Here is a 13464-nt window from a genome sequence, read left to right as displayed (position 1 = left end):
TTTCATGAGCACTACCCTGACCCTGCACCCCGGCGCCGTGACGCTGGCGCAATGGCGCGCGATCCACGACGGGGCGCGGGTGCGCCTGGACCCGGCTTCGGCCGGGGCCGTGCTGCGCAGCGCCCAGACCGTGGCGGCGATCGTGGCCAAGGGCGAGCCGGTGTACGGCATCAACACCGGCTTCGGCAAGCTGGCCAGCGTGCGCATCGAGCGCGATGACCTGGAAACCCTCCAGCGCAACATCGTGCTCTCGCACGCGGCCGGCGTTGGCGAGCCGATGCCTGCGCCCGTGGTACGCCTGATGATGGCGCTGAAACTGACCAGCCTGGCGCAGGGCGCGTCGGGCATCCGCCCGCAGACCCTGGCCTTGCTGGAAGCGTTCCTCCAGCACGACATCGTGCCGGTGATTCCGTGCCAGGGCTCGGTGGGCGCGTCCGGCGACCTGGCACCGCTGTCGCACCTGGCCAGCGTGATGATCGGCGTCGGCGAAGCCTTTGTCGCCGGCGAGCGCCTGCCCGCCGCCGATGCGCTGGCCCGCTTCGGGCTGGCGCCACTGGTGCTGGGCCCCAAGGAAGGCCTGGCCCTGCTCAACGGCACCCAGTACTCCACTGCCTACGCGCTGGCCGGCCTGTTCGCGATCACCACCGTCTTCCAGGCCGCCCTGGTCACCGGAGCATTGTCGGTGGAAGCGGCCAAGGGCTCGGATACGCCGTTCGATCCGCGCATCCATACCCTGCGCGGGCAGCATGGCCAGATTGCCACCGCCGCCGCGCTGCGCACCCTGATGCAGGGTTCGACGATCCGCGAATCGCACCGCGACAACGATGTGCGCGTGCAGGACCCGTACTGCCTGCGTTGCCAGCCGCAGGTGATGGGCGCGGCCTACGACGTAATGCGCCAGGCTGCCACCACCCTGGCGATCGAAGCCAACGGCGTGTCCGACAACCCGCTGGTGTTCACCGACACCGGCGAAGCGCTGTCCGGCGGCAATTTCCACGCCGAGCCGGTGGCCTTCGCCGCCGACATGCTGGCGATGGCGGTCTGCGAGATCGGCTCGATCAGCGAGCGCCGCACCGCGATGCTGGTTGATCCGGCATTGTCCGGCCTGCCCGCTTTCCTGACCCCCAAGCCCGGCCTCAACTCCGGCTTCATGATTCCGCAGGTCACCGCCGCCGCGCTGGTGTCGGAAAACAAGCAGCGTGCCTACCCGGCCAGCGTCGACTCGATTCCCACCTCGGCCAACCAGGAAGACCACGTGTCGATGGCCGCGCACGGCGCCCGGCGCCTGCTGGCGATGGCCGAGAACGCGGCCAACGTGGTGGGCATCGAGCTGCTGGCCGCCGCGCAGGGCTGCGACTTCCACGCCCCGCTGCGTTCCAGCACCGCGCTGGAAGGCGTGCGCGCGCGCCTGCGTGCGCAGGTGCCGACCCTGCAGGACGACCGCTACTTCCACCCGGACATGGTGGCCGCCACCACCCTGGTGCGCAGCGGCGCGCTGGCCGAAGGGCTGGCCGACGTGCTGCCGCAGGTGGAGCCGCTGGCATGAACACCCGGCCCGACTGGCTGCAGGTGCATGAAGGTGACGCACCGCTGATTGTCAGCTTCCCGCACACCGGCAGCGACCTGCCCGAGGACCTGGCCAGCCGCTTCGTCTCGCCGTGGCTGGCCCGCCGCGATGCCGACTGGTGGGTGCACGACCTGTACGAGTTCGCCCGCGGCATGGGCGCCACCACGGTGCGCTCGGCCATCTCGCGCTCGGTGATCGATCTCAACCGCGATCCCAGCGGCGTATCGCTGTACCCGGGGCAGAACACCACCGGACTGTGCCCGCTGACCACCTTCGACAACCAGCCGCTGTATCGCCCGGGCATGGCACCGGACGAGGCGGAGATCGCGCGCCGCCGCGACACCTACTTCGCGCCATACCACGACGCGCTCGCCGCGCAGATCGCACGCCTGCGCCAGCGCCACGGCACCGTCGTGGTGTACGACGCGCATTCGATCCGCTCGCGCATCCCGCACCTGTTCGATGGCGAGCTGCCGCAGTTCAACCTCGGCACCGCCGGCCCCTCCGGCGCACCGGATACGTCCTGCGACAACGCGCTCAGCGACGTCGTGGAGAACCTGTGCCGCATCAGCGGCATGCCGCAGGTGCGCAACGGCCGCTTCAAAGGCGGCTGGATCACCCGCCACTACAGCGACATCCCCGGCGGCGTGCACAGCCTGCAGATGGAACTGGCCTGCCGTGGCTACATGTCCGAGCCGGCCCCGGACCAGCTGGACGAGCACAGCTGGCCCACTCCGCTCGACCCCGACCACGCCGCACACCTGCGCCGCACCCTGGCGCAGGTGCTGACGGCCTGCCTTGACTTCGCGACCAACCGGAGCGCCGCATGACCCGCAACGACCCGTCCCGCACCATCACCGCGCCCACCGGCACCACCCTCACCGCGAAAAGCTGGCTGACCGAAGCGCCGCTGCGCATGCTCATGAACAACCTCCATCCGGACGTGGCCGAGCGCCCGCAGGAACTGGTGGTGTACGGCGGCATCGGCCGTGCCGCGCGCGACTGGGAGAGTTTCGACGCCATCGTCGACACACTCACGCGCATGGACGACGACCAGACCCTGCTGGTGCAGTCCGGCAAGCCGGTGGGTGTGTTCCGCACCCATGCCGATGCGCCGCGCGTGCTGATCGCCAACTCCAACCTGGTGCCGCGCTGGGCCAACTGGGACCACTTCAACGAGCTCGACAGGAAGGGGCTGGCGATGTACGGCCAGATGACGGCCGGCAGCTGGATCTACATCGGCGCGCAGGGCATCGTGCAGGGCACCTACGAGACGTTCGTGGAAATGGGCCGCCAGCATTACAACGGCAGCCTGGCCGGCAAGTGGCTGTTCACCGGCGGGCTGGGCGGCATGGGCGGCGCACAGCCCCTCGCCGCGGTAATGGCCGGCGCCTCGTGCCTGGCGGTGGAGTGCCGCAAGAGCAGCATCGACATGCGCCTGCGCACCGGCTACCTGGACACCTGGACCGACAACCTGGACGAAGCGCTGCGCCTGATCGAAGCATCGTGCACCGCGAAGAAGCCGCTGTCGGTCGGGCTGCTCGGCAATGTCGCCGACGTGCTGGACGAACTGCTGGTGCGCGGTGTCAAGCCGGACCTGCTCACTGACCAGACCTCCGCGCACGACCCGGTCAACGGCTACCTGCCGCAGGACTGGACCGTGGAGGAATGGGACGACAAGCGCGTGAGCGCGCCCAAGACCGTGGAAAAGGCCGCACGCGCCTCGATGGCCAACCATATCCGCGCCATGCTCGCGTTCCACGCGCTGGGCGTGCCGACCGTGGATTACGGCAACAACCTGCGCCAGATGGCGCTGGAAGAAGGCGTGGAGAACGCGTTCGACTTCCCCGGTTTCGTTCCCGCCTACATCCGCCCGCTGTTCTGCCGCGGCATCGGCCCGTTCCGCTGGGCCGCGCTGAGCGGCGACCCGGAGGACATCGCCAGGACCGATGCCAAGGTCAAGGAACTGATTCCGGACAATCCGCACCTGCACCGCTGGCTGGACATGGCCGCCGAGAAGATCAGATTCCAGGGCCTGCCGGCGCGCATCTGCTGGGTTGGCCTGGGCGACCGCGACCGGTTGGGCCTGGCCTTCAACGAGATGGTCGCCAACGGCGAGCTGAAGGCCCCGGTGGTGATCGGCCGCGATCATCTGGACAGCGGCAGCGTCGCCTCGCCGAACCGCGAAACCGAAGCGATGCGCGACGGCTCCGACGCGGTCTCCGACTGGCCGTTGCTCAATGCCCTGCTCAACACGGCCAGCGGTGCCACCTGGGTGTCACTGCACCACGGCGGCGGCGTCGGCATGGGCTTCTCGCAGCACGCCGGCATGGTGATCGTCTGCGATGGCACCGAGGCGGCCGCCAAGCGCATCGCACGGGTGCTGTGGAACGACCCGGCCACGGGCGTGATGCGCCACGCCGATGCCGGGTATGAAATCGCGCTGGACTGCGCGAAGGAGAAGGGGTTGGATCTGCCCGGGATTCTCTGAAAGCGCGTGCGGACCAGCGGTCCGCACCGCCCCGGGGGAGATGACGTTTTCCGCCCACCCTGTTAACTTGCGCACCCCATTCGCAGTTGACAGGGTTGCGCGCTCGCGCGCGGCCGGTCGCTACCATCCGATCCCGCACGCATGACTGTTTCCCCCCGCCCCACCCCGTCCCTGCTCGCCACCGCCCTGCTCGTCAGCTTTGCTGCCAGCGCCGCCCACGCCGCCCCGCAGGCCACCACGCTGGACGCGGTCAACGTGACCGCCGCCAGCGAGACCGACCAGGCCCGCGCCGCGCTCAAGCGCGTTCCCGGCGCCGGCAACGTCATCGACGTGGCCAACGCCGACCGCCGCCTCGCCAGCAGCGCCGATGTACTGGCCTACCAGCCCGGCATCAGTGCCCAGTCGCCGGGCAACGAAGGCACCCGGGTGTCCATCCGTGGCTCGGGCATCAACCGCGGCCCCGGCGCGCATGCCTCCGGCATCGCAGTCTCGCTCGACGGCCTGCCGCTGACCGGCCCGGGCGGTACCCCGTACGAACTGCTGGAGCCGCTGTGGCTGAGCCGCGTCGACGTACTGCGCGGTGCCAACGGCATCGAACGCGGCGCGCTGGCGCTGGGCGGGGCGATCAACTACGTCAGCCGCCGCGGTCGCGATTCGGCCGGGCTGGACCTGCAGTACGACGCCGGCAGCCGCGGCTACCAGAAACGCAGCGTGGGGTACGGCGGCGTCAGCGGCGCAGTCGACTACTACCTCGCCTACACCGATACCGAATTCGACGGCTACCAGCGCCATGCCCGCGGCGACGGCAAGGGCGCGATGGCCAACCTCGGCTGGCAGATCACCCCAACTCTGGAAACGCGCTTCTTCGTGCGCTACCGCGAGACCAATCACGAAACGCCGGGGCGCCTCACCCGCGACCAGATCCGCAACGATCCGCGCGCGGCCAATCCGGCCAACGTGGCCATCGACGCGCAGCGCCCGCAGCCGGGCAGCACCTGGATCGGCAACATGACCACCTGGCAGATCGATGACGCATCGTCGCTGCAGGCCGGGCTGGTGTACCACCACTACCCGATGGACCTGAACGAAAGCCTGTACCGCCAGCAGCTGGACTACACCAACCTCAATGCGACCGTGGACTACCGTCACCGGCATCGCCTGCTCGGCCGCGACAGCGTGACCACGGTGGGCCTGCGCATCGCCCACGATCTGGATGCCGATGTGCGCGAAACGCTGCGCTTTGCCAGCAACGGCTATCCCGCCGGCACCCACACGCGCGACTTCTCCCACCACGGCACCGACAGCACGCTGCACGTGGCCAACGATCTCGTCCTCACCGACACCCTGCGCCTGCAGACCGGGCTGGCCCTGATCCAGACCCGTCGCGACGTGCAGGTGACGTGGCCCTCCACCCCCGGGCGTCTCAACGAGCGCAGCTGGGATTACGCGCCACGCCTGGGCGTCACCTGGCAGCAGACGCCGGCGACGCAGTGGTTCGGCAACCTGAGCCGGTCGGTGGAACCGGCGCATCCGTGGTCGATGATCTGGGGCTCCAACCAGTATTTCGGGCCGGGCAGCGGCGCCTCCACCGGCCGCCAGCGCGCCCCGCTGCCGCTGGACAACCAGACCGCGACCACGATGGAGCTGGGCGCGCGCGGCGAAAGCGCACTCGGCCGATGGGAGCTCACCGGCTACTACGCGCACGTGCTGCACGAACTGCTGAGCGTGGAAGTGCAGCCGGTACCGAACCTGTTCGTGGCCGAGAACAACGCCAGCCCCACCGTGCACCGCGGCATCGAAGCTGCGCTGGACAGCGCGCTGTGGCACGGCAGCGACGGCACGCTGTCGCTGCGCCAGGCCTACACCTTCAGCGATTTCCGCTACCGCCACGACGCCCGCTTCGGCGACAACCGCCTGCCGGGCCTGCCGCGCCATTACTACCAGGCCGAACTGCGCTATGCACATCCCACCGGCTTCTATGCTGCGCTGAACACCGAATACGCCTCGCGGATGTTCGTGGACTACGCCAACACCTTCAGCGCCGACAGCCACCTCATCTTCGGCAGCCGCGTGGGCTTCGACGCGCCCAGCGGCCGCTGGCAGGCCTGGGCCGAACTGCGCAACCTGGCCGACCGCCACTACGCCGCCACGGTCACGCCCGGCTACAACGACGCAGGCAAGGACGTGGCGCGCTCCACGCCTGGCGACGGACGCGGCGTGTATGCCGGGCTGCGCTGGCGCTTCGACTGAGCGCGGCGTGGATCACCCGCGGCGGATCGCCTGCGGCGCACTGCGCGCCGCACCCGCCCGCCGCTGCCGGTCAGATGGCCGCGTTGACCGCCATCATCGGCAGGTACAGGGCAAAGATGGTCACGGGCGCGGCGATGAACACGGTGCAGATGCCGATCAGGCCGATCAGGAGGTGCCAGCCCGGTTTGCGTGGACCGAAGGCCCACATCGCGCCCAGCACAAGCGGGGCGAGCCACACCAGCGGCGCGGCGCTGGCAAACGCCCGCGTGACCAAGGGCGGCACAACGCCGATCGACTGGAACGCGTCGGAAAACGCCGGGTATACCCAGGCGCGGATCACGGTCACAGCGACCGCCGTCACCGTTGCGCTGGCGGTTCCCAGCAGCGCCCAGACCCTGCCAGCCAGGGCGATCGAGGGACGGAAGCGGGGGATCTCGGGCGGTTCAGGGCGCATGCCAGCGGATCTTAGAAGAGCAGCCGCGTGCCAACAAGCACCGCGCCATCTGCGGCGCGCGCGTGGCATGCGACACTCGCCGCTCCGTTCGACATTGCCGGCAAGGACGCACGTGATCGTTCCCGACTACTGGGCCGAAGCCCGCCTGCAGCTCAAGCAGCAGCGCCGCAGCATCACCGTGACCCGCATGGGCTGGTCCGACGACAGCGAGGCCGCCGCGCAGGCGCATGCCGACGTGCGCGCCCGCGAGGCGCTCGCGGCGATCCTGGCCGGCAACGACCTCCCCCGGCAGGAGCGACGCACCCCTTATGGACTGGAAGGCGTACCGATCCGCGAGCAGATCGTGTCGCGCCACGGCGATGTGGTCGTCACGCGCAACAGCTATGGCGCGCTGTGCCTGAACACCCCGGACGTGCTGTTCGGGGATGTGGACTTTGAATCGCCCCCCGGCGGATTCGCACTGGACCTGAAAGGTGCCCTGCTGCTCTGGGCGGGCGTGGCGATGGCCGTGGGCGCCGCGTGGCAGGGCGTGCCCGGCCTCGGACGGGCCATCCCGGCAGTGGTGGTGGCCACGCTGGTGGTGATCGTCGCCAACGCCGTGGTGGCGGCCATCAAGCGCCGCGCGTTCGCCAACGCGGGCGGCGTGGAGGCCCGGGCGATGGCGCGGGTGGAGGCTTTCGCCCGGCAGCACCCGGACTGGCACCTGCGCGTGTATCGCACGCCAGCCGGGCTGCGCGTGCTGGCGATGCACGCCACGTTCCTGCCGGACGACCCGGCGGTTGCCGGGTTCTTCGGCGCGCTGCGCGGCGACCCGCTGTATGCGCGGATGTGTGCGCTGCAGCGCTGCTTCCGTGCACGCCTGACGCCCAAACCGTGGCGGATCGGCATCGGCCGCCATGTGCGTCCGGCGTCGGCGGCGTGGACGCCGGCACAGGCACAGTTGCCCGACCGGCTGGCCTGGATCGCCGAGTACGAGCGCCGTGCGGCGGCATTCGCTGCCTGCCGTTACCTGCGCACGCTCGGCGAAGCCAACCGCACCGATGCCCGGGCCGAGGCGGTGCGCGACCTGCACGACCGCCTCACCCGCGCCGAGGCGACGCTGCCGCTGGCCTGAGCGGATACGTGGGGCCGGCACCTGCGGCATGGCGCGCACAGACGTCTCCGCCGCCCCGTGTGCTGGTCGGCAGCGTGGCATCCACTGCCTCGGCGAGCAGTCACCCGCAGATGTCCTTCGCCCCGGCGGTTGACGTTGAACGGGCCACGCCGGTGCTGGCGGGTGTCGCGGGACAGCGGGGCAGACACGCGGTGATCGGTTTCTGTACGTGGCCGCTGGAAACGCGGCCGCCTGCGGCAACCACGCGCGCCGTTATCGCCCCAGCGCCTCGGCGATGGCCTGCTCGGCCAGCGGCGCCATGCGCGCATACCCGGCCGGCGTGGGGTGCACGCCATCGGTGGCCAGGACAGGATCGAGCCCACCGTCGGCATTGGCCAGCGCGCGGTAGTAATCCAGATACACAACGCCCTGGTCGCGCGCATAGCGCTGCAGGGCGGCGTTGAGCGCCCGCACCTTCGGTGCCGGATGCACGCCGGGCTGCCACGGATACTCGCTGACCGGCAGCACCGAGGCCAGCACGACACCAATGCCATGCGCCTGCGCCAGCTCGCGCATGGCATGCAGGTTGTCTTCGATCATCGCCTGGGTGGCCGGGCCGGTATTGCCGGCGATGTCGTTGGTGCCGGCCAGGATCACCACGACCGCCGGTTGCAGGGCGATCACGTCCTGGCGGAACCGCAGCAGCATCTGCGCGGTGGTCTGCCCGGAAATGCCGCGGTTGACGTAGCCCTTGCCTGGGAAGAACGTGCCGCTGCCGGTGGGCCCCCAGCCCTCGGTGATGGAATCACCGAAGAACACCACACGCGGCTGCCCCGCCTGCGCCACCGGCAGCGCCGCGTTTTCCGCGCGATAACGCTCCAGTTGCGGCCAGTCGCGCAGTTGCTGCTGGAGGTAGCGGACCTGGTCCGGCGTGAGCGCTTCCGCAGGCGTCACGTACAGCGGATTGACCGCCGGCGCGCCGATCGGCGGCGCATCCGCGGCCGCACAGCCGGACAGCGGCGCCCCGAGCAGGGCAAGGGCGGCGGTCAGGGCCACGGTGTGTGCCGACTGCGGCATGGCGGTTGCTCCGGTTCGATGCGAACGGCAAGTCTACCGCCGGTTGCCCCTGCATCGCGCCCAGACGCAGACGGCCGCACCCCGCGGGATGCGGCCGTCGCGTGCGTCAGCGCGCCGTCAGTGCTTGGCGGCCGGTGCGTTTTTCACATAGGTGTCGAACCAGTTGAGCATTTCCGATACCAGTTGCTCGTTGGATTCCAGTGCGGTGTACCAGTGCGGCTCATGCGGCAGCATCACCAGGCGGGTGGTGCCGCCGTTGCCGCGGATCGCCTGGAACAGCTTGCGCGACTGGAACGGCTCGGTGCCCGGATTGGCATCGTCCTCACCGTGGACCAGCAGCAGCGGCAGCTTGATCCTGTCCGCGTAGAAGAACGGCGACGCCTTCAGATACACGTCCTGCGCCTGCCACACCGACCGGCGCTCGTTCTGGAAGCCGAACGGCGTGAACGTCTTGTTGTACGAGCCGCTGGTCGCCACGCCGGCCTTGAACAGGTCGGTGTGCGCGATCAGGTTGGCGGTCATCAGGCCGCCGTGGCTGTGCCCGGTGACGCCGATCCGGTTGCGGTCCACCACCCCCATGTCCACGGCCTTGTCCACCGCGGCCCTGGCATCGGCTTCCAGCTGTTCCAGGTAGGTGTCGTAGGCGGTCTTCGGATCGCCGACGATCGGGAACGAGGCATTGTCGATGATCGCGTAGCCGGCCAGCAGCATCAGGCGGTACGGTGCCAGACGGGTGAAGGTCTGCTGCGAGCCGGACACCTGGCCGGCCTGCGCGGCGTTGGCGAAATCGGCCGGGTACGCGTACAGGATCGCCGGCACGCGCTGGCCTTCCTTGTAACCCGGCGGCGTGTACAGGGTGAACGACAGGTCCACGCCATCGGCGCGCTTGTAGGTCACCAGGCGCTTCTGGATCTTGCGCACCTCCGGCGTCGGATCGGTCAGCTGGGTCAGCGCGGCCGGGGTGGACGCGAACGCCGCCTCGCCCTTGGCAGCGGCTGCATCGCGCTCACCCAGGGTGCGGATGAACGCGTTCGGCGCGTCGGTCACCGACTGGTGCCAGGTCAGGACGCGGCCGGTGGTGCCGGCAAAACCGAGGACCTGCTCGTAGGCATCGGCAGCGCTGCGGAACAGGCGTTCGCTCTTCAGCGAGCCCAGGTCCAGGCGGTCCAGGAACGGACGGTCGCCCTGCGGCGAGGCGCCCTGCCCGCGCAGGAACACGTGGTTGCCATCCTGGCGCACCACGCTGGCCCCGTTGGGCAGACGCGTGAACACCAGGTTGCCCGGGTCGCCGTAAAGCTCATCGCTGGACAGATCCCAGAGCAGCCGCCCTTCCTGCCCGGGACGGTCCACATCGACAATGCGGGTCTGGCGCCAATGGCGATTCTCGTCGTTCTCGTACAGGAACGACACGGCCGGGTCCGCGCTCCAGGCGATGCCTTCGAAGCGCTGCGCGGTACGCGCGATCTCCACCGGCGTCCCGGTGAACGGCGCCTTGAGCATCAGTACGCGGTCACGGTGGGGCACGCTGACCTTCCAGTCGCCCTTGTCCAGCGCTTCGGCATACACCAGCGTGGCCGGATCGGTGGAGCGCCAGTCGAAGTCGCGCGGGCCTTCCGGCACGCCGTGCACCGGCACGCGATCGGCCAGCGGCAGGCTGGCCACCGGCGTGCTGCGGCCGCTGCCCAGGTCCAGCACGGCCACGTCATTGGCGAAGCGCTGGTAGGTGACCGCGTGCGAGAACGGCGCCTTCAGCGTCTCGGTGAGCACGTGCACGCCATCCGGCGCAGCCGTGACATCGTTGTACAGCGCCGGCGCGCCAATCGGACGCACGCTGCCGGCCTTGGCATCCACCACTGCCAGCTGCGACTGGCCGTAGTAGGCGAACAGCTTTTCGTCATGCACGCTGGTCAGCGTGTCGCGCGATTCGTAAGTGCTGCTCTCACCCTTGGCGCCGAGCGATTCCTGGATGTCCGGGCCGGCCGCGCCATCCTCATTGGACGGCGCTGCCCCCTGGTTGGCCGGCACCAGCTTGACCAGCAGGTTCTGGCTGCCGCCGAGCCACTGCACGGTGTAGCCGAAGATCGGATTGAGCTGTACACCCGGGATCTGCTTGACCTGTCCGGTCGCGGCATCTCCCACCCACAGCTGCACCGAGGTATCCACCGCGTTCTGGAACACGAAGCGCTGGCCGTCGGCCGACCATTGCGCGTTGCCGGCACAGCCCTGTGGCAGCGCCACCGGCGTGTGCCTGCGGCTGTCGATATCCACCAGCGTGAAATCGGCCACACAGGCCGGGATGCCATAACCGCCCTGGGTGTCGTGGCGGCTGCGGTTCTTCGGCTCCAGGCGCACACCCGCCAGCTTCAGGTACGGCTGCGCGACACGGCTGATCGACGGGTAGGTCTGCGCGGTGGTCAGCAGCAGACGCTGGCCGGTGGGGTCCACGCTGGGCATCGGCGGCGGCGGCGCCTTGAGCACCTTGAGCAGGTGTTCCGGCGGTTTGGCATAGTCGGCGAAGGCCGGGCCGGCGGCCAGCAGGCCGAACGCGGCCGTGGCGACGGCCGCGGCAAGAGCGGTACGACGGATCAGCATCCTTTACCCCTTGTGGTGTTGGGTGCCCGTGCAGGGGCGATATCCCGAATCTAGCACCGCCGCGCGGGCCGGGAATGGGCCGGAAGGGCTAGTCGCCCGATGCGGCAACGCGGTGCGCGTCCGGCCGGCCGCGCACCGTCACGGTAAGATGCGCGCACATTCCCTGCCGATGCCGCCGTGCGCACTGTTCACGCCCTCCGCTACATCACCCCGCTCCGCGAGGGTGGCTCGCTGCCCGCCGTGGTCGAAACCGACGACGACGGCATGGTGGTGCTCAAGTTCCGGGGTGCCGGCCAGGGGCCGAAAGCGTTGATCGCCGAGCTGATCGCCGGTGAGCTGGCCCGCACGTTGCGCCTGCCGATTCCGGAGATCGTGTTCGTCGAGCTGGATCGCGAGTTTGCCCGCACCGAGCCGGACCCGGAGATCCAGGACCTGATCCGAGCCAGCGAAGGCCTGAACCTGGGCAGCGACTATCTGCCCGGCGCGCTCAACTACGACCCGGCAGCGATGGCGGTGGATGCCGACCTCGCCTCGCGCATCGTGTGGTTCGACGCATTCACCAGCAACGTGGACCGCACCGCGCGCAACCCCAATCTGATGGTATGGCACCGGCAGCTGTACCTGATCGACCACGGCGCGGCGATGTACTTCCACCATGACTGGGCCACCGCCGGGGATGCCTGCGTGAAACCCTTCATGCTGATCCGGGACCACGTGCTGCTGCCGTTTGCCACGCAGATCGACGCGATCGACGCCGCGCTGGCCGCGCTGCTGCCCGACGCGGAAATCGAACGCATCGTCGGCCTGGTGCCGGACAGCTGGCTGGTCGACGAACCCGCGTTCGACAGCCCGGCGGCGTATCGCCAGGCGTATATCGATTACCTCACCCATCGCCTGCGCATGCGCGCCGCCTTCGTCCAGGAGGCCGTCCGTGCCCACACTGCACACGTATGACTACGCCGTCATCCGCGTGGTACCGCGGGTGGAGCGCGAGGAGTTCATCAACGTCGGCGTGATCGTGTCGTGCCCCGGTGCGAAGCACCTGGAAGCGGCGATCGAAATCGATGCGGCGCGGATGCAGGCGTTCGCGCCCGGCCTGGACAGGGACGCGCTGCAACCGTGGCTGGACGCCATCGTGGCGATCTGCCGTGGCGACGCCAACGCCGGTCCCATCGCCCGGCTTCCGGCACGCGCGCGCTTCCATTTCCTGACCGCCAAGCGCAGTTCGGTGGTCCAGATGTCCAGCACCCACGTGGGCCGGACCGCGCACCCGGAGAACGTGGTGGAGCACCTGATGACCCGGATGGTGCGGGTACCGCAGTAACGCAACGCGCAAACGCGCGCACCCGTGGAGCCGGGTTCTACCCGGCTGCTCTTCGTCAGGCACATGCACACCTGACACCCGCCGGGCAGAGCCCGGCGCTACCAAGGCCACCCGCGCGCACCCGTAGAGCCGGGTTCTACCCGGCTGCTCTTCGTCAGGCACATGCACACCTGACACCCGCCGGGCAGAGCCCGGCGTCACCAAGGCCACGCGCGCGCACCCGTAGAGCCGGGTTCTACCCGGCTGCTCTTCGTCAGGCACATGCACACCTGACACCCGCCGGGCAGAGCCCGGCGTCACCAAGGCCACGCGCGCGCATCACGTAGAGCCGGGTTCTACCCGGCTGCCCTTCGTCAGGCACATGCACACCTGACACCCGCCGGGCAGAGCCCGGCGCTACCAAGGCCACCCGCGCGCATCACGTAGAGCCGGGTTCTACCCGGCTGCCCTTCGTCAGGCACATGCACACCTGACACCCGCCGGGCAGAGCCCGGCGCTACCAAGGCCACGCACGCGCACCCGTAGAGCCGGGTTCTACCCGGCTGCCCTTCGTCAGGCACATGCACACCTGACACCCGCCGGGCAGAGCCCGGCGCTACCAAGGCCACCCGCGCGC

General features: G+C 69.6%; 10 protein-coding genes. 7 read left to right on the top strand and 3 right to left on the bottom strand.

Annotated features, from left to right (window positions below; genetic code table 11):
- The first annotated feature begins 4 nt into the window (after window positions 1–4).
- The 4 genes from hutH to ACPEH1_RS03375 all read left to right on the top strand — a co-directional run bounded on the left by hutH (window position 5) and on the right by ACPEH1_RS03375 (window position 6308).
- The gene (hutH, locus tag ACPEH1_RS03390; protein WP_262072364.1) at window positions 5–1546 is read left to right on the top strand and encodes a histidine ammonia-lyase; all 1542 of its coding nucleotides are present in this window, start codon (window positions 5–7) and stop codon (window positions 1544–1546) included.
- Complete coding sequence (gene hutG / locus ACPEH1_RS03385) at window positions 1543–2397, top strand: N-formylglutamate deformylase (RefSeq protein WP_017357335.1); 855 nt, start codon at window positions 1543–1545, stop codon at window positions 2395–2397. Before hutH ends, hutG begins: the two co-directional genes overlap by 4 nt.
- The gene (gene hutU, locus ACPEH1_RS03380; protein WP_153165321.1) at window positions 2394–4058 is read left to right on the top strand and encodes a urocanate hydratase; all 1665 of its coding nucleotides are present in this window, start codon (window positions 2394–2396) and stop codon (window positions 4056–4058) included. Before hutG ends, hutU begins: the two co-directional genes overlap by 4 nt.
- 141 nt (window positions 4059–4199) lie before the next feature.
- Complete coding sequence (locus tag ACPEH1_RS03375) at window positions 4200–6308, top strand: TonB-dependent receptor family protein (protein WP_423715239.1); 2109 nt, start codon at window positions 4200–4202, stop codon at window positions 6306–6308.
- 70 nt (window positions 6309–6378) lie between these two features.
- On the opposite strand, the gene ACPEH1_RS03370 is transcribed toward ACPEH1_RS03375, so the two are convergent.
- Complete coding sequence (locus tag ACPEH1_RS03370) at window positions 6379–6762, bottom strand: hypothetical protein (protein WP_423715237.1); 384 nt, start codon at window positions 6760–6762, stop codon at window positions 6379–6381.
- A 112-nt stretch (window positions 6763–6874) separates the two neighbouring features.
- Here ACPEH1_RS03370 and ACPEH1_RS03365 point away from each other — a divergent pair, with 112 nt between their 5' ends.
- The gene (locus ACPEH1_RS03365; RefSeq protein WP_423715236.1) at window positions 6875–7876 is read left to right on the top strand and encodes a hypothetical protein; all 1002 of its coding nucleotides are present in this window, start codon (window positions 6875–6877) and stop codon (window positions 7874–7876) included.
- A gap of 252 nt (window positions 7877–8128) precedes the next feature.
- Here the strand turns inward: ACPEH1_RS03365 and ACPEH1_RS03360 are convergent, their stop codons facing one another.
- Both ACPEH1_RS03360 and ACPEH1_RS03355 read right to left on the bottom strand, forming a co-directional pair.
- Window positions 8129–8932, bottom strand: a complete 804-nt coding sequence (locus tag ACPEH1_RS03360) for an SGNH/GDSL hydrolase family protein (protein WP_423715234.1) — start codon at window positions 8930–8932, stop codon at window positions 8129–8131.
- 117 nt (window positions 8933–9049) lie between these two features.
- Window positions 9050–11524, bottom strand: coding sequence for a prolyl oligopeptidase family serine peptidase (locus tag ACPEH1_RS03355; RefSeq protein WP_423715232.1), 2475 nt, complete (start codon window positions 11522–11524; stop codon window positions 9050–9052).
- A 177-nt stretch (window positions 11525–11701) separates the two neighbouring features.
- Between ACPEH1_RS03355 and ACPEH1_RS03350 the strand changes: the two genes are divergently transcribed.
- Together ACPEH1_RS03350 and ACPEH1_RS03345 are read left to right on the top strand one after the other, a co-directional pair.
- Window positions 11702–12478, top strand: coding sequence for a HipA family kinase (locus ACPEH1_RS03350; RefSeq protein WP_017356596.1), 777 nt, complete (start codon window positions 11702–11704; stop codon window positions 12476–12478).
- Window positions 12456–12848, top strand: coding sequence for a DUF3037 domain-containing protein (locus ACPEH1_RS03345; protein WP_017356597.1), 393 nt, complete (start codon window positions 12456–12458; stop codon window positions 12846–12848). The genes ACPEH1_RS03350 and ACPEH1_RS03345 overlap by 23 nt, the downstream gene beginning before the upstream one ends.
- Window positions 12849–13464: the final 616 nt, after the last annotated feature.

The organism is Stenotrophomonas sp. NPDC077421 (genome assembly GCF_049545505.1).
GTDB classification, from domain to species: domain Bacteria; phylum Pseudomonadota; class Gammaproteobacteria; order Xanthomonadales; family Xanthomonadaceae; genus Stenotrophomonas; species Stenotrophomonas nematodicola.
The sequence above is the reverse complement of the archived record's forward strand: the minus strand, read 5'-3'. Positions and strand labels throughout refer to the sequence as shown.